Here is a 22133-nt window from a genome sequence, read left to right as displayed (position 1 = left end):
AGGAAATCTCCATGTCTGACAATAAGCAAAATGAAGTTCTGACCGGTTACGAACAGCTCAAACGCCGCAACCGCCGCCGCTTGGTTATGGCATCGGGGTTGGTGGCGGCATCGACCGTTTTATTGGGCGTCGCCCTGTCAACCGGACCGGAAAACAAACAAGAAGAAAACGCCCAAACCACAACCATCCAACAGAATAATGCCAACGCAGAACCTGCCAACTTGGCGGATGCGACCGTGTTGGAACCTTCTACCAAAGAAGATTTGGAAGCAGCGGCAGAAGCGGCTAAAAATGCAGATGCCGAAGTGGCGGAAGCAGCAGACAAGCCTCAGGAAATCAGCACGCCGGAGCGAAATGCACAAGCGCAGCCCGAACCGCAACCTGAAGCGCCGCCTGCCGCACCCGAAGATTTAGGTCCGCCTTTGGTGTTGATTAACGATACGCTGTCAGACAGCGACATCAAAGGTTTGGAAGAATCCGAGAAAATCCAAAAAGCCGAAGCCGCCAAACGCGAAGCAGCCGCACGCCGCGCGGAAGAGCGCCGCCGTAATCGCGAAGAGCAGCGTAAAGCGCAGCAGCTTCAAGCACAAGAAGCAGCAGAGCGCGAAGCCAATGCCGCAGCACGCAAACGTGCGCTTCAAGCTGCCAAAGCCGAGAAAGCCGAACGCGCTGCCGCAGCCGAACGCAACAAGCTGGCGCAGTTGGAAAAAGCTGAAAAAGCCGTTGACGAACGTAAGGCGTTAAAAGCCAAAGAAGAAGCGGCGGCGAAACACAGAGCGGCAGCGGAAAAAGCCAAAGAAGCCGTCACAGCATCCGCATCCGAACCTAAAGAAAGAATTCGGGTAGATGCTTCCAAATACGAAAAAATCGAAACAGCCAACAAAAAAGCTGCTGCGGTAAGAGAAGCCGAAGCGAAAGTTGCCAAAGCCAAAACCGAGCCGACAGCCAAAGCAGAGAAAACCGCTGCTGCCGAAAGGTCGTCTGAAAAGGCAAAAACCAAAACCGCCGATGCTAAATCAGGTAAAAAAGCCGCGATTCAGGCAGGTTATGCTGAAAAAGAACGCGCCTTGAGCCTGCAACGCAAAATGAAAGCGGCAGGTATCGACTCAACCATTACCGAAGTGATGACGGATAAAGGTAAGGTTTACCGTGTCAAATCGAGCGCATACAAAAACGCCTACGACGCCGAACGCGACTTGAACAAATTGCGCGTACACGGCATTGCCGGACAGGTAACCAATGAATGATATTCCGTTAGCCGACATACTCGCCTTCGGCGTAATCGCGGCGTGTATCGTGATGTCGATGATACGCGGCGTCATTGCCGAAGCGGGTTCGCTGTTTGCGTGGGTGATTTCCTTCTTGTTGGCTAAAACGTTTGCCGTACCGTTTTCAGAAGTGGCGTTTAAATCGATTCAACCGCATGCCTTGGGCGTTGCCATTTCGTTTGTCGTGATTTTCTTTTTGGCACGTTTTTTACAGCAGTTTTTGCGCACCATACTGACCAACGCAGCGTCATCGATGGGCTTGGGTAGTGTCAACAGAGTCTTGGGCGGCGTGTTCGGCGCAGCCAAAGGCGTGTTGCTGGTAACTTTGGCAGTCATGGTCTGCGCCCACACCGATTTGCCGGAAACGGAAGATTGGCAAAGTTCGTACAGCATTCCTTATTTCCAATCATTGTCTGAAGTCATCATGCCTTATCTGCCCGGTCAGAAGGATAAGACGGAAGATAAGGCGGAATTGTAAACCGACCGGTTTCAGACGACCTCGATTACATCAAAGGTCGTCTGAAACCGGTTTTTCATGAGGGTTAAAAGTTAGGTAGCTATATTTGCCGATCGCGCTGCTTATAGTCTAAATATCCGGTAGAAGTATGGGCAGGGTGTTGATAAGGCGATGAAATAAAAGCGGTTAGGGTGAGGTTGGGTTTTATTTTCGATGCCTCGTTTTGTCGTATTAATTCATCAATAAGTCATAGTCCGTATCTGCCTTCAAGCTAAACGGACGAATGATTGTCAACAATTTGGGCAACTTTGTCCGATTTATTCTATAATTCTAGTTTCCAAGTTAACCTCGAATTCGGAGAAGACGATATGTGCGGTGTATTAGGTTTGGTCAGCCATGAGCCGGTAAACCAGCTTCTGTACGACGGTTTGCAAATGTTGCAACACAGGGGGCAGGATGCGGCGGGCATTGTAACGGCCGAGGGCGGCACGTTTCACATGCACAAAGGCAAAGGCATGGTGCGCGAAGTGTTCCGCACACGCAATATGCGCGATTTGATCGGCAACGCGGGCATCGCCCATGTCCGTTATCCTACGGCGGGCAACGCGGGCAGCAGCGCGGAGGCGCAACCTTTCTACGTCAGCTCGCCTTTCGGCATCGTTTTGGCGCACAACGGCAACCTCACCAATACCGCCGAACTCTACGAAAACGTGTGCAACAAACACCTGCGCCACATCAACACCAGCTCCGATTCCGAAGTCTTGCTCAACGTCTTCGCACACGAATTGCGCCGCGAAGTCTCTAAAAACGCCAATCCCCACCGACTCAATATCGACAATATTTTCAACGCCGTTGCCGAAGTCCATCGCCTTGTGCGCGGCGCATACGGCGTGGTTGCCATGATTGCGGGCTACGGCATGGTCGCATTCCGCGATCCTTACGGCATCCGTCCGCTGGTGTTGGGTTCGCAAACCGACGAAGCGGGCAGAAAATCCTATGCCGTCGCCTCCGAATCCGTTGCCTTCAATGCGCTTGCCTACGATTTGGAACGCGATATCCAGCCGGGCGAAGCGGTATTCGTCGGCTTTGACGGCACACTGATTGCCCGTCAATGCAGCGACCGAGCCAAACTCAGCCCGTGCCTGTTTGAATACGTCTATTTTGCCCGCCCCGACTCCGTGATCGACGGCGTATCGGTTTACCAATCGCGTTTGGACATGGGCGTGTCCTTGGCGGAAAAAATCAAACGCGAGCTGCCTGTGGACGACATCGACGTCGTGATGCCCATTCCCGACACCAGCCGCCCCAGTTCGATGGAACTTGCCGTCCACCTCAAAAAGCCTTATCGCGAAGGTTTGATTAAAAACCGCTATATCGGCCGCACCTTTATCATGCCCGGTCAGGCGACGCGCAAAAAATCCGTACGCCAAAAACTCAGCCCGATGGAAACCGAGTTTGAAGGCAAAAGCGTGTTGCTGGTGGACGACTCCATCGTGCGCGGGACGACCAGCCGCGAAATCGTCGAAATGGTACGCGCAGCGGGCGCACGCAAAGTTTATATCGCCTCCGCCGCGCCCGAAGTGCGCTATCCCAATGTGTACGGCATCGATATGCCCACGCGCGAAGAATTGATTGCCAACGGGCGCAGTGCGGCGGAAATTGCCGCCGAAATCGGCGCGGACGGCATCGTTTTCCAAAACTTGAGCGATTTGGAAGCCGTCGTCAAAGCACTCAATCCGAAAATCGAGTCCTTCGATTCGTCCTGTTTCAACGGCATCTATCAAACCGGCGACATCGACCAAGCCTACCTCGACCGCCTGTCCGCCGAGAAATCCGGCTGCGGCGGCTTGAAAGTCCATCCGAGCCGGATGGAACACAGCATCAGTATCAGCGATACGGGTGACGAAGAATAAAACCGGATTGAACGATTAAGACAAAAGGTCGTCTGAAACGGGGTCATGTTTTCAGACGACCTTTGTATTATTTTTTAACGGCAAGATTATGAGTACCGAAATCAAAAACTACATCACGCCCGTCGGTTGGCAGGCGTTGAAAGACGAGCTGTATCAACTGGTCAATAAAGAACGCCCCGAAATCGTCCAAATCGTCAACTGGGCGGCAAGCAACGGCGACCGCAGCGAAAACGGCGACTATCTTTACGGCAAACGCCGTATGCGCGAAATCGACCGCCGCATCCGATTCCTGACCAAGCGTTTGGAAGCCGCCGTTGTCGTCGATCCCGAATTGCGCGAAGCGACCGACCAAGTGTTTTTCGGCGCAACTGTCGGATTGTTGCGCAGCGACGGGCGCGAGCAAACCGTCAAAATCGTCGGCGTCGATGAAATCGATACCGCGCAAAACAAAATTTCTTGGATTTCCCCGTTGGCGCGTTGTTTGATTAAAGCGAGGGAAGGGGACGAGGTCGTTTTGAACACGCCGGAAGGGCGCGAGGACATCGAGATTTTATCGGTGGAATACATACGGATTGATTGAGGGGTAACCCGACTATGCCGTATTTGTCATTTGTTGTGATGAAAAGGTCGTCTGAAAACATCAAGGTTTTCAGACGACCTTTGGTTTGAAGCCGCCGCTTCGCAAACTATAGTGGCTTAACTTTAAACCAGTACGGCGTTGCCTCGCCTTAGCTCAAAGAGAACGATTCTCTAAGGTGCTGAAGCACTAAGTGAATCGGTTCCGTACTATCTGTACTGTCTTCGGCTTCGTCGCCTTGTCCTGATTTTTGTTAATCCACTGTAACCTGTCTGCTGGATGTAATAATCTTTCTTTTGAGCCAAAGCAAGGCGGCGCGACCGCATTTTAGGTTTAATACACTATTGTCTTTTATCCGATAAGACCGTACACCGGCATCCCTCAACACTGCCCTACCGCGACAGTTTTGCCGTCTTCAGAAACGGCGTTCCCACCTCAATCCACTTTAAGGAAAATCATGGCTTCGCGCGATTTATACCCACAGGAAATTTTACAGGTCGTCCTCGATAAAAGCTGTGCCAAGGCACAATCCAGCGTTTCCACGCTGGCGGTTTTGAGCGTTTTGGCGGGCGGATATATCGGCTTCGGTTATCTTGCCTATTTGAAAGTGGTCAGCGGCATCCCGCACGAATGGGGCGGCTTGGCGACTTTGCTCGGCGCGGCAATGTTCCCCATCGCCTTGATCTGCATCCTGCTCGGCGGCGGCGAGCTGGTAACAAGTAATATGATGATTATGTCTTTGGGGCGTTTGGCAGGGCGGATTTCCACAAAAATGCTGCTGCGCAACTGGGTCGTCGTGTGTCTGGGCAATTTGGCGGGAACGCTGGCGATGGCGTTTTTCCTCGGACACTATGTCGGCATGACCGAAGGCAGCGTGGCAGAAAAAACGATTGCGGTGGCGGAAGCCAAAGTCCATATGGATTTCGGCAGGGCCTTCGTCTCAGCGGTCGCGTGTAACTGGATGGTGTGTATGGGCGCGTGGCTGCACTTTGCCGCCAAACATACGGCAGGGCGGATGTTGGCGATTTGGTTTCCCGTAATGATTTTCGTGTTAAACGGTTTCCAACACCTTGTCGCCAATATGTTCGTCATTCCTGCCGGTATTTTGGCGGGCGCAGACATTACATGGGGGCAATTTTTCTTCAACATGATTCCCGTATTTTTAGGCAATGTCTTAGGCGGCGCATCGTTTGTCGGCGCGTCGTACCTTTATATATATAAAGATACGCTGAAAGATTGCGCCGAATAAGTGTCTTTGAACATACAAAACCTGCTTCAAAAAGCAGGTTTTGCCGTTTCAGACGACCCCTGTGCCGATTGCCGACGCAGTCCGTCTGATATAATGCCGCCTGAAAATAATCAGATACATGAAACACATGACTCAAGCCTCCCTCCCTCCCCGCCGCCTTTCCGTTGCCCCTATGCTCGACTGGACAGACCGCCACTACCGCTACCTCGCCCGCCAGATTACCCGCAACACATGGCTTTACAGCGAAATGGTCAATTCCGGCGCCATCGTCTATGGCGACAAAGACCGCTTTTTGATGTTTAACGAAGGCGAGCAGCCCGTCGCCCTGCAACTGGGCGGCAGCGATCCGTCCGATTTGGCGAAAGCAGCCAAAGCCGCCGAAGAATACGGCTACAACGAAGTTAACCTCAACTGCGGCTGCCCCAGTCCGCGGGTGCAGAAAGGCTCGTTCGGCGCGTGTCTGATGAACGAAGTCATGCTGGTTGCCGACTGCCTCAACGCCATGCAGGACGCGGTCGGCATCCCCGTTACCGTCAAACACCGCATCGGCGTCGACAGGCAGACCGAATATCAAACCGTCGCCGATTTCGTCGGCACGCTGCGCGACAAAACCGCCTGCAAAACCTTCATCGTCCACGCCCGCAACGCATGGCTGGATGGATTATCTCCCAAAGAAAACCGCGACGTTCCGCCGTTGAAATACGATTACGTTTACCGCCTCAAGCAAGAGTTTCCCGAGCTGGAAATCATCATCAACGGTGGTATCACCACAAACGAAGCAATCGCCGGACACCTGCAACACGTTGACGGCGTAATGGTCGGACGCGAGGCGTATCACAACCCTATGGTCATGCACGAATGGGACAGGCTGTTTTACGGCGACACCCGCAGCCGGATTGAATACGCCGATTTGGTGCAGCGCCTCTACACATACAGCCAAACCCAAATCCAAGCCGGACGCGGCACAATCTTGCGCCACATCGTCCGCCACAGCCTCGGGCTGATGTACGGCCTGAAAAACGCCCGAACTTGGCGGCGTATGCTTTCCGACGCGACGCTCTTGAAAGACAACGACGGCAGCCTGATTCTCGAAGCGTGGAAAGAGGTCGAGCGGGCGAACGTGTGGGAACATCGCGGCTAAGTTGATTTTCGATTGCCGTTGTCCTGCATCAGAAAATCGGTTCTCTGCCCAAAAATTTAAGGTCGTCTGAAAACGGAACAGGTTTTCAGACGACCTCTCTTTATCCTGTATGACACAATCGGCGCAGTCTATTAAAATCCCCGTTTCAGACGACCTTTAAAGAAAGAATGACATGTATCACGCATTCGGCGGCGCAACAGGCGTACGCAACCTGACCGACCGCTTTTACGACTTGATGGAACTCGAACCGCAATACCGCGCCCTGCGCCAGATGCACGGCGAAGACATGACGCTGATTCGCGAAAAACTCTACGAATTTTTCAGCGGCTGGCTCGGCGGCCCTCCCCTCTTCGAGCAGAAATACGGCCATCCCATGCTGCGGGCGCGCCATATGCCCTTTGCCGTGAATATGCAGGTGCGCGACGAATGGGTCGCCTGCTTCGCCCAAGCCATGAACGAACTGGAAATCAGCAAAGACCTCGCCGAGCCCGTCCTTATCCGCATTTTTGCGATGGCGGACTGGATGCGCAACCAAAACGAAGAAGGCGTAGAACCGCCCATGCCGCCGATGGCAGTCGATCCCACAATCCGAATTCCCGAGCTGAAAAACGTCTTGAAGCAATACGGCGTAGACGGTTATTTCCCAACCTTCCCGGCTTGAGGTCGTCTGAAAAAGGCGAACCATTACCCATTTTCCCTGCCTGATAAAAAAAACGCTGCTGTAAGGTTGCAGCCGTTTGCGCTTCAATCAATGGCGGAGAATCCTAATCACGATATTTCTGACAGTAACAGTCAGCCAAAGTAGCAAAATAGCATTTTAAATGCAGTCAGGATAGAATCACGACATTTTCAGACGACCTCGACCGTCGTCTGAAAATGTCGTGATTTTTTATGAAACATACATCAGGGAAGTTTGAAATGAACACATGGTTGAAAAAAATGATGGTTGCTTTGCTGGCTTTGGGTATAGGGCAAGCAGCTTGGGCGGATGATGTACCGAATTTAAAGAAAATAGTGCAAAGGGCGGAAGCGGGAGAGGCAGATATTCAAGTTATTTTGGGTTCGATGTATTTGAGAGGGATAGGCGTTCGTCAGAGTGATCAAGAGGCGGTGCGATGGTATCGCAAAGCGGCAGAACAGGGACAGGCAGAAGCCCAATATAATTTGTGTATGATGTATTACGTAGGACAAGGTGTTAATCAAGACCATGAACAGGCGATGGAATGGTGCCGCTCTTCGGCAGATAAAGGGTATCTCTCAGCCCAAAATAATCTAGGCATGATGTATAGAGTTCTTGAAAACCATGTAGAGGCAACGAAGTGGTTTCAGAAGGCGGCAGAGAAGGGGAGTGTAAATGCCCAAAAAAATTTAGGGTCGATGTATGAGCAAGGGCAAGGTGTCCGTCAAAACTATGAAGAGGCGGCGCGCTGGTATCGCAAGGCAGCAGAGCAGGGAGATGCAGCTGCCCAATTTATTTTAGGTGTGATGTATGCCAATGGGCGGGGAGTTCGTCAGAGTTATCAAGAGGCTGAACGATGGTATCGTAAGGCAGCAGAACAGGGACTTGCGACAGCCCAATATCATTTGGGTGTGATGTATGCCAATGGACGGGGCGTCCGTCAAAACTATGAAGAGGCGGCGCAATGGTATCGCAAGGCAGCGGAACAGGGCGATGTAGACGCTCAAAATAATTTGGGCGCGCTGTATGACGAAGGACAGGGCGTTCGCCAAGACTCTGCAGAGGCAGTGCGGTGGTATCGCAAGGCAGCAGAACGGGGGTATGTAGTTGCCCAAAATAATTTGGGTGTGGCATATAGTGAAGGGCAAGGTGTTCGCCAAGATTATCCAGAAGCGTTGCGGTGGTATCGTAAGGCAGCAGAACAGGGGTTTGTAGCAGCCCAACATAATTTGGGTGAGATGTATTATGAAGGAAAAGGCGTACACCAAAACTATCCAGAGGCGTTGCGATGGTATCTCAAGGCAGCAGAAGGCGGGTTCTCACCGGCTCAAAATAGGTTGGGTGAGATGTATGAAGAAGGGCAAGGCGTCCCCAAAAATCGAAAAGTTGCCAAAGAATGGCACAAGAAGGCTTGTGATAATGGATTCCAAGATGGTTGCAATGACTACCGAAAGTTGAATAACGAAGGACATTAAACCTCTCCCAAAGGTCGTCTGAAACACATAGACAAACCCAAAAACCTTCTGAATAAAAACAGGATTTGAGATGAACACCTTATTGAAAAACATGATGCTTACCTTACTGGCTTTAGGCATAGGGCAGGCAGCTTGGGCGGATGATACGCTGAATGTAGGAGAGGTGGCGCAAAAGGAAATGCTGCAACTGGCGGAAGCTGGCGATGCAGATGCTCAATTTTCTTTAGGGGTGATGTACGAACAAGGAAAAGGCATTCGCCAAGATTATACAGAGGCAGTGCGATGGTATCGCAAGGCAGCGGAACAGGGATATGCAGAAGCCCAATATAATTTGGGTGTGATGTATGTCGAAGGGCAAGGCGTGCGCCAAGATGAGGCAGAGGCGGTGAAATGGTATCGCAAGGCCGCGGAGTTGGGGCTTGCAGCAGCTCAATATAATTTGGCTGTAATGTATACCGAAGGACGAGGCGTCCGCCAAGACTATGTAGAGGCGGTACGATGGTATCGGAAGGCCGCCGATCAAGGGTATGCGGAAGCCCAAAATAATTTAGGTGCGATGTACAAGGACGGGAAAGGTATACGTCAAGATGACAATCAGGCTGTACAGTGGTATCGCAAAGCGGTAGAACAAGGGGTTGCTGCAGCCCAATATAATTTGGGCTTGATGTATTACGAAGGACGAGGTGTACGTCAAGACTATAAACAGGCATTGCAGTGGTATCGCAAAGCAGCGGAGCAGGGATATAAGGATGCGCAAAATAATTTAGGCGTAATGTACAAGGATGGGAAAGGTGTACGTAAAGATTATGTTCAGGCGGTGAAGTGGTATCGTAAAGCAGCAGAGCAGGGGAATGCAGAAGCCCAATATAATTTGGGTGGGATGTATGTCGAAGGGCAAGGTGTTCGGCAAGATGATGCTCAGGCGGTACAGTGGTATCGCAGAGCGGTAGAACAAGGTGATGCAAATGCTCAATATAATTTGGGCGTGATGTATGCCAAAGGACGAGGCGTCCGCCAAGATTATGTTCAAACATTGCAGTTATGGCATAAAGCTGCACAGCAGGGAGTTGCCGAGGCACAAAGTGGTCTAGGTTGGATGTATTACACGGGCAGAGGCGTTCGCCAAAATTCGGTAATAGCCAAAGAGTGGTACAAAAAGGCTTGTGCTAATGGATTTCAAGATGGTTGCGATGCTTACCGAAAGTTGAATAACGAAGGACATTAAACCATTTTCAAAGGTCGTCTGAAACACATAAACAAACCCAAAAACATTCTGAGTAAAAAAGGATTTTGAGATGAACACCTTACTGAAAAAAATGATGGTTGCCTTGCTGGCTTTAGGCATAGGGCAAGCAGTTTGGGCGGATGATGTGTCGTATTTTAAGGAAACGCTTCAAGCTGCGGAGCAAGGAGATGCCGTTGCCCAATTTAATTTGGGTCTGATGTACGCCAATGGGCAAGGAATCCGTCAAGACTATGCACAGGCAGTACAGTGGTATCGCAAGGCGGCAGAGCAAGGGGATGTCGATGCTCAAGTGAATTTGGGTTGGTTGTATGGTAATGGTCAAGGAGTCCATCAAGATTATGCACAGGCTGCGAAATGGTTTCTCAAAGCAGCAGAACAAGGGGATGCAGTTGCCCAATTTAATTTGGGTCTGATGTACGCCAATGGGCAAGGAGTCCGTCAAGACTATGCACAGGCAGTGCAGTGGTATCGCAAGGCGGCAGAACAAGGACTTGCAGAAGCTCAATCTAATTTGGGTTGGATGTATGATGAAGGGCGAGGAGTCCGTCAAGACTATGCAAAGGCAGTGCAATGGTATCGCAAGGCAGCAGAGCAAGGGAATCCAAGTGCCCAACATAATTTGGGAGGAATGTATTATAGAGGGAAAGGCATGCGCCAAGACTATGTGGAGGCGCTGCGGTGGTATCGTAAGGCAACAGACCAAGGGTATATCCAAGCTCAAAATGATTTGGGTGGAATGTATTATGAAGGAAAAGGTGTTCATCAAGACTATGCGGAGGCGCTGCGGTGGTTTCGCAAAGCAGCAGTGCAAGGGGATGCAGCTGCCCAATATAATTTGGGTTTGATGTATGAACAAGGGCAAGGTGTTCGTCAAAACGGTGTAGATGCGGTGCAGTGGTATTACAAGGCGGCGGAACAGGGATATGCGGATGCTCAATATAATTTGGGCGTGATGTATGCCAAAGGACGAGGCGTCCGCCAAGACTATGTACAAGCAGTGCAGTGGTATCGCAAGGCTGCAGAACAAGGAAATGTAGAGGCTCAGCATAATCTGGGAGCAGTGTATGTCAACGGACAAGGTGTTCATCAGGATCATAAGATTGCCAAAGAGTGGTACAAGAAGGCCTGTGATAATGGACTACAACAAAGTTGTGACGCTTACCGTACATTGGATTAAGTAGGATAATGAAACCTTTCCCAAAGGTCGTCTGAAACACATAGACAAACCAAAAAACATTCTGAATAAAATAGGGATTTTAAGATGAAAACGTTATTGAAAAAAATGATGGTTGCTTTGCTGGCTGTGGGCATAGGGCAAGCAGCTTGGGCGGAAGACGTGTCTGATTTGGACGAACTAATACAAAAGGCAAAACAAGGCAGTGTGCCAGCACAATCTAGTTTGGGAGTAATCTATCTTGTTCGTGAAGATTACGCATCGGCTACGTATTGGCTTCGGAAGGCAGCAGAGCAAGGTCAGCAAACTGCTCAAAAAAATTTAGGTTTGCTGTATTACGATGGAGTAGGAGTCAATCAGGATTACGAAGAAGCGCTAAAATGGTTTCGTAAATCAGCAGAGCAAGGGTATGCTGTTGCTCAATATATGTTGGGTGTGATGTATGCTCAAGGGCAAGGAGTCCGTCAAGATGATACGCAGGCAGTGCAGTGGTATCGCAAGGCGGCTGAACAAGGGCATGCCGATGCCCAATATGTGTTGGGTTGGATGTATGCTCAAGGGCAAGGTGTCCGTCAAGACTATGAACAGGCAGTGCATTGGTATCGCAAGGCGGCTGAACAAGGAGAGGCAGAAGCCCAATTAAATTTGGGTATGATGTATGATCAAGGGCAAGGCGTCCGTCAAGACTATGCACAGGCAGTGCATTGGTATCGCAAAGCGGCAGAGCAAGGGCATGCCGATGCCCAAAATAGTTTGGGTGTGATGTATGGAGAAGGGAAAGGCGTCCGTCAAGACTATGCACAGGCAGTGCATTGGTATCGCAAAGCGGCAGAGCAAGGGCATGCCGATGCCCAAAATAGTTTGGGTGTGATGTATGGAGAAGGGAAAGGCGTCCGTCAAGACTATGCACAGGCAGTGCATTGGTATCGCAAAGCGGCAGAGCAAGGGCATGCCGATGCCCAAAATAGTTTGGGTGTGATGTATGGAGAAGGGAAAGGCGTCCGTCAAGACTATGCACAGGCAGTGCAGTGGTACCGCAAGGCGGCAGAACAAGGGGTTGCAGAAGCCCAATATAATTTGGGTGTGAGGTATGCTCAGGGGCAAGGCGTCCGTCAAGATCATGCACAGGCAGCTCAGTGGTATCGTAAGGCGGCAGAACAAGGGGTTGCCGATGCACAAAATAATTTGGGTGTGATGTATGGAGAAGGGAAAGGCGTTCGTCAAGATGATACACAGGCAGTGCATTGGTATCGCAAGGCGGCTGAACAAGGGCATGCTCAAGCTCAACATAATTTGGGTGTGATGTATGAGGGAGGGCAAGGCGTCCGTCAAGACTATGCACAGGCAGTGCAGTGGTACCGCAAGGCGGCAGAACAAGGGGTTGCCGATGCCCAATATAATTTGGGTGTGATGTATGAAAATGGGCAAGGCGTTCGTCAAGACTATGCACAGGCAATGCAGTGGTATCGCCAGGCGGCAGAACAAGGAGATGTTCACGCCCAATTAGCTTTGGGCTTGAGGTATGCCACTGGGCAAGGGGTTCGGCAAGATATAGTGATTGCCAAAGAGTGGTTTGGTAAGGCTTGTGATAACGGAAAACAGTTAGGTTGCGATGCTTACCGAGAATTGAATCAGCAAGGATATTGAATTCTTATTCAAAGGTCGTCTGAATATTTAGGACAAAACCAAAATGACTTTCCAAAACAAAAAAATCCTCGTCGCCGGACTCGGCGGTACGGGTATTTCCATGATTGCCTATCTGCGCAAAAACGGCGCGGAGGTTGCCGCTTATGATGCGGAGCTGAAAGCCGAACGCGTGTCGCAAATCGGTAAGATGTTTGACGGGCTGGTGTTTTACACGGGTCGTCTGAAAGATGCGCTGGACAACGGTTTCGATATTCTGGCGCTCAGTCCCGGCATCAGCGAGCGTCAGCCGGATATTGAGGCGTTCAAGCAAAACGGCGGGCGAGTGTTGGGCGACATCGAATTGCTGGCGGACATTGTGAACCGCCGCGGCGACAAGGTGATTGCGATTACCGGCAGCAACGGTAAAACCACGGTAACGAGCCTGGTCGGCTATCTCTGTATCAAGTGCGGGCTGGATACCGTTATCGCGGGCAATATTGGCACGCCGGTTTTGGAGGCGGAATTGCAGCGCGAAGGCAAAAAGGCGGACGTGTGGGTGTTGGAGCTTTCCAGCTTCCAACTGGAAAACACCGAAAGCCTGCGCCCGACTGCGGCGACGGTGCTGAATATTTCCGAAGACCATCTCGATCGCTACGACGACCTGCTCGACTACGCGCATACCAAAGCCAAGATTTTCCGTGGCGATGGCGTGCAGGTTTTGAATTCAGACGACGTGTTCTGCCGCTCGATGAAACGGGCAGGGCGCGAGGTGAAATGGTTTTCTTTGGAACACGAAGCCGATTTTTGGTTGGAGAGCGAAACGGGTCGTCTGAAACAAGGCAATGAGGATTTGATTGCCACGCAAGACATCCCGCTGCAAGGTTTGCACAACGCCGCCAACGTCATGGCTGCCGTCGCTTTGTGCGAAGCCGTCGGTTTACCGCGCGAAGCATTGCTCGAACACGTTAAAACCTTCCAAGGCCTGCCGCACCGCGTGGAAAAAATCGGCGAGAAAAACGGCGTGGTGTTCATCGACGACAGCAAAGGCACGAACGTCGGCGCGACTGCCGCCGCGATTGCCGGTTTGCAAAACCCGCTCTTCGTGATTTTGGGCGGCATGGGCAAAGGGCAGGACTTCACGCCCCTACGCGACGCGCTTGCCGGCAAGGCAAAAGGCGTGTTCCTGATCGGCGTCGATGCGCCGCAAATCCGCCACGATTTGGATGGCTGCGGTTTGAATATGACCGACTGCGCCACTTTGGAAGAAGCGGTTCAGACGGCATACGCCCAAGCCGAAGCGGGCGATATCGTGTTGCTCAGCCCTGCTTGTGCGAGCTTCGATATGTTTAAAGGCTATGCACACCGTTCGGAAGTGTTTATCGAAGCGTTTAAGGCTTTGTGAGGTCGTCTGAAACATGAAAAGAGGGTTGAAAATCAGTTTGGCGGCGGTTTTGCTTTTGGCAGTCGCTGCCGGAGTGGTTTGGTATTCCATGCCCATCCGCTCCGAGCAGACCGTTGCAACATCAGGAGAACCCGCAGGAGAGCCCGCCGTTTCAGCGCCGATCGAAACGCCGCTTCCCGAAGATGCCGTTATCGACAGATTGGTCGTGCATAAAAGCAAGCGCACCATGTCGGCGTATTCAAAAGGCAAGTTGCTGAAAACTTATCCCATCGCGCTGGGCAAGCAGCCCGTCGGGCATAAACACTTTGAAGGCGACGGCAAAACGCCCGAAGGGAAATACCGCATCAACGATCGCAATCCCAACAGCGCGTACCACAAAAACCTCGGCGTCTCCTATCCCAACGAAGCCGACAAAGCCTACGCGGCGGCACAAGGCAAAAGCCCGGGCGGGCTGATTAAAATCCACGGCATCAAAAACGGCTGGGGTTCTATCGGCAAAAGGCATCTGCAAAGGGACTGGACCGACGGCTGCATCGCGGTAACGGACGAGGAAATCGACGAACTCTACCGCAGCGTGAAGCACAACGCGGAAATTGAGATTCTGTCGTAAGCCTTGTGCGCCATTGCCTCAAGGTCGTCTGAAAACGTCAAGGCGGTTTCAGACGACCTTTTTGCTGCAACGGCAAACTTGTTCTTTTCCTTTATACGGTGTTACTGTTTCTTAAAATTTACCTATCACAACATACTTGATTTTAAATCCGGTATGTCATCAAATTCCGTCATTCCGGCGCAGGCGGGAATCCATCGTAAAACTTGAGAAACCTTAATTTGAAAAACAGTTTCTAAATTTCAAAAATGGATTCCCGCCTGCGCGGGAATGACGGCAACCGGTAAGTTACGTATCGAAAATAAAGTCATTTAGTTATCTGCGGGCAAACGGCGAGGCGGCGGGCAGCCATGCCTGACCGAAAAAACGTGTGTTCATCAATCCAAAAGGAAAACCCATGAATTTTCAAGACTACATCCGTTACGATGCCGTCGGTTTGGCAGAGCTGATCCGCAAAAAAGAAGTGTCCGCCGATGAAGTGTTGCAAGCTGCTTTAAGCCGCTTGGACGAAGTCAATCCCAAGCTTAATCTGTTGGCGCACGATTTGCGCGAACGTGCGGCGGCGTGGCAGGGGTCGTCTGAAAATGCCGATACGCCGCTGGCGGGCGTGCCGTTTTTGCTCAAAGACCTGCTGGCGGATTGGGAAGGCGCGCCGACATGGTCGGGGTCGCGCATGATGCAGCATTACATTGCCAAGCAAAACAGCGATTTGACCCAGGCCTATCTCGATGCGGGGCTGCGCGTGTTCGGCAAAACCACCACGCCCGAATGGGGCGCATATGCCGTTACCGAAACCGAAATCTACGGTATCACGCGCAATCCGTGGAATTTAGACTATACCGCAGGCGGCAGCAGCGGAGGTGCTGCGGCGGCAGTGGCTTCAGGCGTCGTGCCCGCAGCGCACGGCAGCGACGGCGGCGGCTCCATCCGCTTACCCGCGCACAACTGCGGCGTGTTCGGGTTGAAACCCACGCGCGGCCGCAGCAGTTACGCGCCGAACGCATCGGAGGCATGGCAAGGTTTGGTATGCGACCATGTCTTGACCCGCAGCGTGCGCGACAGCGCGGTTTTGCTGGACATCGCCGCCCAAACCCAAGCCCGCGCCCTGTATGCCTGCCCGCCGCCGCCCGAAAACGGTTTTGCAGACAGCCTGAAACTAGAAACAGGTCGCCTGAAAATTGCTTTTTGGAAACAGGCATGGTTTGGCGGCGGCAACGACGAAGGTACGGAAGCCGCGTTTGCCCATAGTTTGAAACTGATGCAAAACGCGGGACACGAATTGGAAGAAGCCACGCCCGATTTTGCACCGCCTGAACAACTCAACCGAGCCGCCCGCATCATCGTCATGGGCGAAACGGCAAAACTGTTCTACCAATATCAATACGAAACCGGGCAAAAACTGCCGCACCGCCTGCTTGAGCCGACAACGTGGGCAATGATTGTGCAGGGGCGGCAAATCAGCGCGGGCGAAATGGCTTGGGCACGCGACATGATGCTGGCGCAGGAACGTGCCGCCAAAGCATTTTTCACACGCTACGACGTGTTAATGACGCCCGTCTGCCCGCGCACCACGCCGAAAATCGGCGAGATGATGCCTCCGCCCGCCGCACAAAAAGCCATGCGCCTGCTGTTCGGCACGCTGCGTTTGGGTTTTCTGTTGAAACACAACCCGTTTTTAGAAAAAGAAGCCGCCGCCGCGCTGCAATACGTCGGCTATACATCGCCGCTGAACATGAGCGGCAACCCCGCCATGAGCGTACCGCTTTACCGGCATCACGGGCTGCCCGTCGGTACCCAGTTCGCCGCCGCACACGGACGCGAAGACACGCTGCTTAGCCTCGCCGCGCAGTTGGAACAGATACAGCCGTGGGCGGAAATACCGCAGGTGGCTTAGGGTTTGCATTGGATAAAAAGCAGCCTATTTCCTGAAGAAAAGATTTATACAAGGTCGTCTGAAAACAAAAAAACGTTTTCAGACGACCTTTTGTCGGTATCAAAGGGTAGGGGAGGGCGCAAAGAACGCCGGAATCCGACTGTCTTTAAAGAATCTGAATTGTTGCTTTGCCAAGAAACCTTTAGAATGACGTTTTTCTGATTTTCGATATTTTTTCAGACGACCTTCGATGTCCCGATTAGGCGGAGGGTCGTCTGAAACGCTTTGTTCTAGTTGTTTCGGGGCGGATTTTTCCGTCTGCCCGTATACGGATGTTTTTCATGATTAGTCTTTCCAAACTTCTCGACCGCCCGATTTCTTTGGACGGTCGGAAATTCGATGTGTCACTGTTGTGGATGGTCATTTTGATGACCGCCTTCAGCTTGGTAATGATTTATTCTGCGTCGATTGCCTATGCCGCGTCGGAAGGCGGCAATCAGTTTTCTTTCGTCAGCAAGCAGGCGATGTTTGTCGGCGCGAGTGTGTTGGGCTGCCTCGGGCTGTCGCTGTTGAGTATGAGTTTTTGGCGGAAAATCATTCCGTTTTATTTTGCTTTTTCCGCGATTTTGCTGGTGGTCGTGTTGTTTGTCGGGCGTGAAATCAACGGGGCGACGCGTTGGATTCATATCGGGCCGGTCAATCTTCAGCCGACCGAGTTGTTTAAGCTGGCGACGGTTTTGTATTTGTCCAGCCTGTTTACGCGCCGCGAGGAAGTTTTGCGCAGTATGGACTCTTTGGGTTTGAAACCGCTGTTTGTCGGTTTGTTCAATGCTTTTCTGTGTCCGTTCAGCAAGGAAGCGCGTCAGAAAACTTGGCAGAAGCTGAAGAAATTCAAAAACATCCTGTTGCCGATTGTGATGATTGCATTGGGTTTGGTTCTTGTGATGGCGCAGCCTGACTTCGGCTCGTTTGTCGTGATTGTGTCGATTACGATGGGTATGCTGTTTTTGGCGGGTTTCCCGTGGAAATATTTTGCCGTCTTGGTACTGAGCGTACTGGGGGGGATGGGCGTGATGATTTTGGCGGCACCCTACCGTATGGCGCGCGTGTCGGCATTCTTGGACCCTTGGGGCGACCCTTTGGGCAAAGGTTATCAGTTGACGCATTCGTTGATGGCGATTGCGCGCGGCGAATGGTTCGGTCAGGGCTTGGGCGCGAGTTTGGAAAAACGCTTCTACCTGCCTGAGGCGCATACCGACTTTATCTTTGCCGTTATCGGCGAAGAATTCGGGTTTGTCGGGATGTGTATTTTGGTGTTCTGCTACGGCTGGTTGGTGATGCGTGCGTTCTCCATCGGCAAACAGGCGCGTGATTCCGGATTGATGTTCAGCGCGTATGTCGCCAACGGCATCGGTATTTGGATAGGTATTCAAAGTTTCTTCAATATCGGTGTCAACATCGGTATCCTGCCCACCAAAGGTCTGACTTTGCCGTTGATGTCTTACGGCGGTTCGGCGGTTGCCGTTATGCTGGTGTGCGTTACCTTATTGTTGCGTATCGATTATGAAAACCGCAAAAAAATGCGCGGTTACCAAGTGGAGTAAATCATGGGCGGTAAAACTTTCATGTTGATGGCGGGCGGTACCGGCGGCCATATTTTCCCTGCGCTGGCGGTAGCGGATTCATTGCGCGCGCGCGGCCATCATGTGATTTGGCTGGGCAGCGAAGGCTCGATGGAAGAGCGCATCGTGCCGCAATACGACATCATGCTCGAAACGCTGGCGATTAAAGGCGTGCGCGGCAATGGTATCAAACGTAAGCTGATGTTGCCGTTTACTTTGTATAAAACCGTCCGCGAAGCGCAGCGGATTATCCGCAAACACCGCGTCGAGTGCGTCATCGGTTTCGGCGGCTTCGTTACCTTCCCCGGCGGCTTGGCGGCGAAGCTGTGTGGCGTGCCGATTGTGATTCACGAGCAAAACGCCGTGGCAGGTTTGTCCAACCGCCAACTGTCGCGCTGGGCGAAACGGGTGTTATACGCTTTCCCGAAAGCGTTCAGTCATGAAGGCGGTTTGGTCGGCAATCCCGTCCGCGCCGATATTGCCAACCTGCCTGTGCCTGCCGAGCGTTTCCAAGGGCGTGAAGGTCGTCTGAAAATCTTGGTGGTCGGCGGCAGTTTGGGCGCAGACGTTTTGAACAAAACCGTACCGCAGGCATTGGCTTTGCTGCCCGACGATGCGCGCCCGCAGATGTATCATCAATCAGGTCGGGGCAAGCTGGGCAGCTTGCGGGCGGATTACGATGCGCTGCGCGTGAAAGCCGAATGCGTGGAATTTATTACCGACATGGTGTCCGCCTACCGCGATGCCGATTTGGTGATTTGCCGTGCCGGCGCGCTGACGATTGCCGAGTTGACGGCAGCGGGGCTGGGCGCGCTGCTGGTGCCGTATCCTTACGCCGTCGATGACCACCAAACCGCCAATGCGCGTTTTATGGTGCAGGCAGAGGCAGGATTGTTGTTGCCGCAAGCCCAGTTGACGGCGGAAAAACTTGCCGAAATTCTCGGCGGCTTAAACCGCGAAAAATGCCTGAAATGGGCGGAAAACGCCCGCACATTGGCACTGCCGCACAGCGCGGACGATGTAGCGGAAGCCGCCATCGCATGTACGGCATGATGACATGATGTGATGAATGAAACAGAGGTCGTCTGAAAACCAAGAAACGGGTTTCAGACGACCTTTTTGCAACTTGGCAGCCGTATTGTGCGGGAGTATGATGTAAATAGGAATTTCTCTCATTAGGGGCTGCCATGTCTGCAAAAATCTCTCCCGAAACCGTTTCCGCACTGTCCAGTACCATGCTGATTCCCCTGTGGGCAAAGGCCGTAGAGCAGGGTGGGGCGCAGCCGCTTTTGCGCGATGACGAAGCCGTGCGGATGTTGAGCAAGATTGACTACGACTTCAGCAAGTTTGCCAAAGTCAAAGCATCGCAGGTCGGCTGTTGCGGGCGGGCGAAGCTGTTGGATGATATGACCCGGCACTTCATCGCCGAACATCCCGATGCCGTCGTCGTGCAAATCGGCGCGGGGCTGGATGCGCGTTACGAACGCTTGGGCAAGCCGCGCATTACCGCTTGGTATGATTTGGATTTGCCTGAAGTGATTGAAGTGCGGCGTATGCTGCTGCTCGAATCGGGTAATCATTATCTGGGCGCGTCCATGTTTGACGAAGCGTGGATGAACACCGTCGCCGCGCACGGCAAACCCGTCTTGCTCGTGATCGAAGGCGTGTTGATGTATTTCGAAGAAGCGCAGGTGCAGGACTTTTTCAAACAGGTTGCCCGCCACCTACCGAACGCCCAACTCGCTTTCGACACTATCCCCAAGGCCTACATTGGACAAAGCAAACGCCACGACGCACTCGGTAAAATGGACAAACCGCCCGAGTTCCGCTGGGCGATAAGCGGAACGGACGACATCCGACGGCTGATGCCGGGTGTGGAAATCATCGAAGAAGCGGGCTTGAGCAGCGTCTGCAAACCGCGTTATCCGTGGCTCTTGCGCCTTGTGTATGCGACCGCGTGGGGGAGGCGCAAATTGGATATGCGCTTGATGAGGATACAGATGCCGTCAAGTTGAGAAGCGCGAGGTCGTCTGAAAACCAGTTTCAGACGACCTTATGTTTTGTTTTTGCTGGTGTTTTGGTGGCTGAAGTCGAGTTTAAAAATAGGCAAAAAAGCAAAGATTCGCCGCTGAACGAAACCTCTTTTTCACCCATATTGCCACCAATGTGAAATCCTGTATGCCGAAACATCTTTAATTTACAAGAAAACTATGGCGCAGAAGCGGATAGCCCTTTAAAATAACGCCTTTACGCATCGAAAATCCACCGGAACGCAACATCATGATGAAAAATCGAGTCACCAACATCCATTTTGTCGGTATCGGCGGCGTCGGCATGAGCGGTATCGCCGAAGTCTTGCACAATTTGGGCTTTAAAGTTTCCGGTTCGGATCAGGCGAGAAATGCCGTTACCGAGCATTTGAGCAGCTTGGGTATTCAAGTTTATCCCGGTCATACCGCCGAACACGTCAACGGCGCGGATGTCGTCGTTACTTCTACCGCCGTCAAAAAAGACAATCCCGAAGTCGTCGCTGCGCTGGAGCAGCAAATTCCCGTCATTCCGCGCGCCCTGATGCTGGCGGAACTGATGCGCTTCCGTGACGGCATCGCCATTGCCGGTACGCACGGCAAAACCACGACCACCAGTCTGACTGCCTCCATCCTCGGCGCGGCAGGTCTCGACCCCACTTTCGTTATCGGCGGCAAACTCAATGCTGCAGGTACCAACGCCCGTTTGGGCAAAGGCGAATACATCGTCGCCGAAGCCGATGAGTCCGATGCGTCCTTCCTGCATTTGACCCCGATTATGTCCGTCGTCACCAATATCGACGAAGATCATATGGATACCTACGGACACAGCGTCGAAAAACTGCATCAGGCGTTTGTCGATTTTATCCACCGTATGCCGTTCTACGGCAAAGCGTTTTTGTGTATCGACAGCGAACACGTCCGCGCGATTTTGCCCAAAGTGAGCAAACCTTACGCTACTTACGGCTTAGACGATACCGCCGATATTTACGCGACCGACATCGAAAGCGTCGGTGCGCAAATGAAGTTTACCGTTCATGTCCAAATGAAAGGAAGTGAACAAGCGCCGTTTGAAGTCGTGTTGAACATGCCCGGCAGGCACAACGTCCTCAATGCCTTGGCAGCCATCGGCGTGGCACTGGAAGTCGGTGCATCCGTCGAAGCGATTCAGCGCGGCTTGCTCGGTTTCGAAGGCGTCGGCCGCCGCTTCCAAAAATACGGCGACATCAAGCTGCCCAACGGCGGAACCGCGCTGTTGGTGGACGACTATGGGCACCATCCCGTCGAAATGGCGGCGACCCTCTCCGCCGCACGCGGCGCGTATCCAGAAAAACGTTTGGTGCTCGCCTTCCAGCCGCACCGCTATACCCGCACACGCGATTTGTTCGAAGACTTCACCAAAGTCCTCAATACTGTTGACGCGCTGGTGTTGACTGAAGTTTATGCCGCCGGCGAAGAGCCGATTGCCGCCGCCGACTCCCGCGCCCTTGCCCGCGCCATCCGCGTATTGGGCAAACTCGAGCCGATTTACTGCGAAAACGTCGCCGACTTGCCTGAAATGCTGTTGAACGTTTTACAGGATGGCGACATCGTGTTGAATATGGGTGCGGGCAGCATCAACCGCGTTCCTGCCGCGATGCTGGAGTTGTCAAAAAAAGCCTGAGGCGGAAATTTTATCGTGATGCCGCGATAGCTGCCCGATGAAGCGATGTCCCATCGTGTGGGCAAGCAAGATTAAGGTCGTCTGAAAACCCGATTCGTTTTCAGACGACCTGTATCAAAAAATGAAGTAATTAA

The 22133-nt window shown here is 52.4% G+C and carries 18 protein-coding genes; all 18 read left to right on the top strand.

Annotated elements, in window-relative coordinates; translation table 11 throughout:
- The first annotated feature begins 11 nt into the window (after positions 1–11).
- The 18 genes from DBZ16_RS12055 to murC all read left to right on the top strand — a co-directional run bounded on the left by DBZ16_RS12055 (position 12) and on the right by murC (position 21999).
- Positions 12–1247: a cell division protein FtsN gene (locus tag DBZ16_RS12055; RefSeq protein ID WP_107814169.1), complete on the top strand. Its 1236-nt coding sequence runs from the start codon at positions 12–14 to the stop codon at positions 1245–1247.
- The gene (locus DBZ16_RS12050) at positions 1240–1746 is read left to right on the top strand and encodes a CvpA family protein (protein ID WP_070515270.1); all 507 of its coding nucleotides are present in this window, start codon (positions 1240–1242) and stop codon (positions 1744–1746) included. The genes DBZ16_RS12055 and DBZ16_RS12050 overlap by 8 nt, the downstream gene beginning before the upstream one ends.
- A 347-nt stretch (positions 1747–2093) precedes the next feature.
- Positions 2094–3638 (top strand): amidophosphoribosyltransferase, encoded by a 1545-nt coding sequence (purF, locus tag DBZ16_RS12045; RefSeq protein ID WP_107814168.1) that lies wholly within the window; start codon positions 2094–2096, stop codon positions 3636–3638.
- An 88-nt stretch (positions 3639–3726) separates the two neighbouring features.
- The gene (gene greB, locus DBZ16_RS12040) at positions 3727–4218 is read left to right on the top strand and encodes a transcription elongation factor GreB (protein WP_107814167.1); all 492 of its coding nucleotides are present in this window, start codon (positions 3727–3729) and stop codon (positions 4216–4218) included.
- Between the two features lie 454 nt (positions 4219–4672).
- Entirely contained in the window at positions 4673–5464 is a 792-nt protein-coding gene (locus DBZ16_RS12035) for a formate/nitrite transporter family protein (protein WP_107814166.1), read from the top strand.
- Positions 5465–5591: 127 nt separating this feature from the next.
- Complete coding sequence (dusA, locus tag DBZ16_RS12030; protein ID WP_107814237.1) at positions 5592–6605, top strand: tRNA dihydrouridine(20/20a) synthase DusA; 1014 nt, start codon at positions 5592–5594, stop codon at positions 6603–6605.
- Between the two features lie 172 nt (positions 6606–6777).
- The gene (locus DBZ16_RS12025) at positions 6778–7266 is read left to right on the top strand and encodes a group II truncated hemoglobin (protein ID WP_107814165.1); all 489 of its coding nucleotides are present in this window, start codon (positions 6778–6780) and stop codon (positions 7264–7266) included.
- Between the two features lie 257 nt (positions 7267–7523).
- Complete coding sequence (locus DBZ16_RS12020; protein WP_167390295.1) at positions 7524–8759, top strand: SEL1-like repeat protein; 1236 nt, start codon at positions 7524–7526, stop codon at positions 8757–8759.
- A gap of 70 nt (positions 8760–8829) precedes the next feature.
- Complete coding sequence (locus DBZ16_RS12015) at positions 8830–9984, top strand: tetratricopeptide repeat protein (RefSeq protein ID WP_107814163.1); 1155 nt, start codon at positions 8830–8832, stop codon at positions 9982–9984.
- Positions 9985–10054: 70 nt separating this feature from the next.
- Positions 10055–11182 carry a tetratricopeptide repeat protein gene (locus DBZ16_RS16045; RefSeq protein WP_107814162.1) on the top strand — a complete coding sequence of 376 codons (1128 nt, stop codon included), beginning with the start codon at positions 10055–10057 and terminating at the stop codon, positions 11180–11182.
- An 84-nt stretch (positions 11183–11266) separates the two neighbouring features.
- A complete protein-coding gene (locus tag DBZ16_RS16550; RefSeq protein ID WP_107814161.1) occupies positions 11267–12826 on the top strand; it encodes an SEL1-like repeat protein in 1560 nt (519 codons plus the stop codon).
- 43 nt (positions 12827–12869) lie between these two features.
- Positions 12870–14207, top strand: coding sequence for a UDP-N-acetylmuramoyl-L-alanine--D-glutamate ligase (gene murD, locus DBZ16_RS12000; protein WP_107814160.1), 1338 nt, complete (start codon positions 12870–12872; stop codon positions 14205–14207).
- A 13-nt stretch (positions 14208–14220) separates the two neighbouring features.
- The gene (locus DBZ16_RS11995) at positions 14221–14817 is read left to right on the top strand and encodes a L,D-transpeptidase family protein (RefSeq protein ID WP_107814159.1); all 597 of its coding nucleotides are present in this window, start codon (positions 14221–14223) and stop codon (positions 14815–14817) included.
- Between the two features lie 394 nt (positions 14818–15211).
- Positions 15212–16708 (top strand): amidase, encoded by a 1497-nt coding sequence (locus DBZ16_RS11990; RefSeq protein ID WP_107814158.1) that lies wholly within the window; start codon positions 15212–15214, stop codon positions 16706–16708.
- Between the two features lie 320 nt (positions 16709–17028).
- Complete coding sequence (locus tag DBZ16_RS11985) at positions 17029–18291, top strand: FtsW/RodA/SpoVE family cell cycle protein (protein ID WP_107814157.1); 1263 nt, start codon at positions 17029–17031, stop codon at positions 18289–18291.
- A gap of 3 nt (positions 18292–18294) precedes the next feature.
- Positions 18295–19362, top strand: coding sequence for an undecaprenyldiphospho-muramoylpentapeptide beta-N-acetylglucosaminyltransferase (gene murG, locus DBZ16_RS11980; RefSeq protein WP_107814156.1), 1068 nt, complete (start codon positions 18295–18297; stop codon positions 19360–19362).
- Positions 19363–19496: 134 nt separating this feature from the next.
- Positions 19497–20324: a class I SAM-dependent methyltransferase gene (locus DBZ16_RS11975; protein WP_107814155.1), complete on the top strand. Its 828-nt coding sequence runs from the start codon at positions 19497–19499 to the stop codon at positions 20322–20324.
- A gap of 265 nt (positions 20325–20589) precedes the next feature.
- A complete protein-coding gene (gene murC / locus DBZ16_RS11965; RefSeq protein WP_167390294.1) occupies positions 20590–21999 on the top strand; it encodes a UDP-N-acetylmuramate--L-alanine ligase in 1410 nt (469 codons plus the stop codon).
- Positions 22000–22133: the final 134 nt, after the last annotated feature.

Source organism: Neisseria sicca, assembly GCF_003044565.1.
GTDB lineage: Bacteria > Pseudomonadota > Gammaproteobacteria > Burkholderiales > Neisseriaceae > Neisseria > Neisseria sicca_A.
The sequence above is the reverse complement of the archived record's forward strand: the minus strand, read 5'-3'. Positions and strand labels throughout refer to the sequence as shown.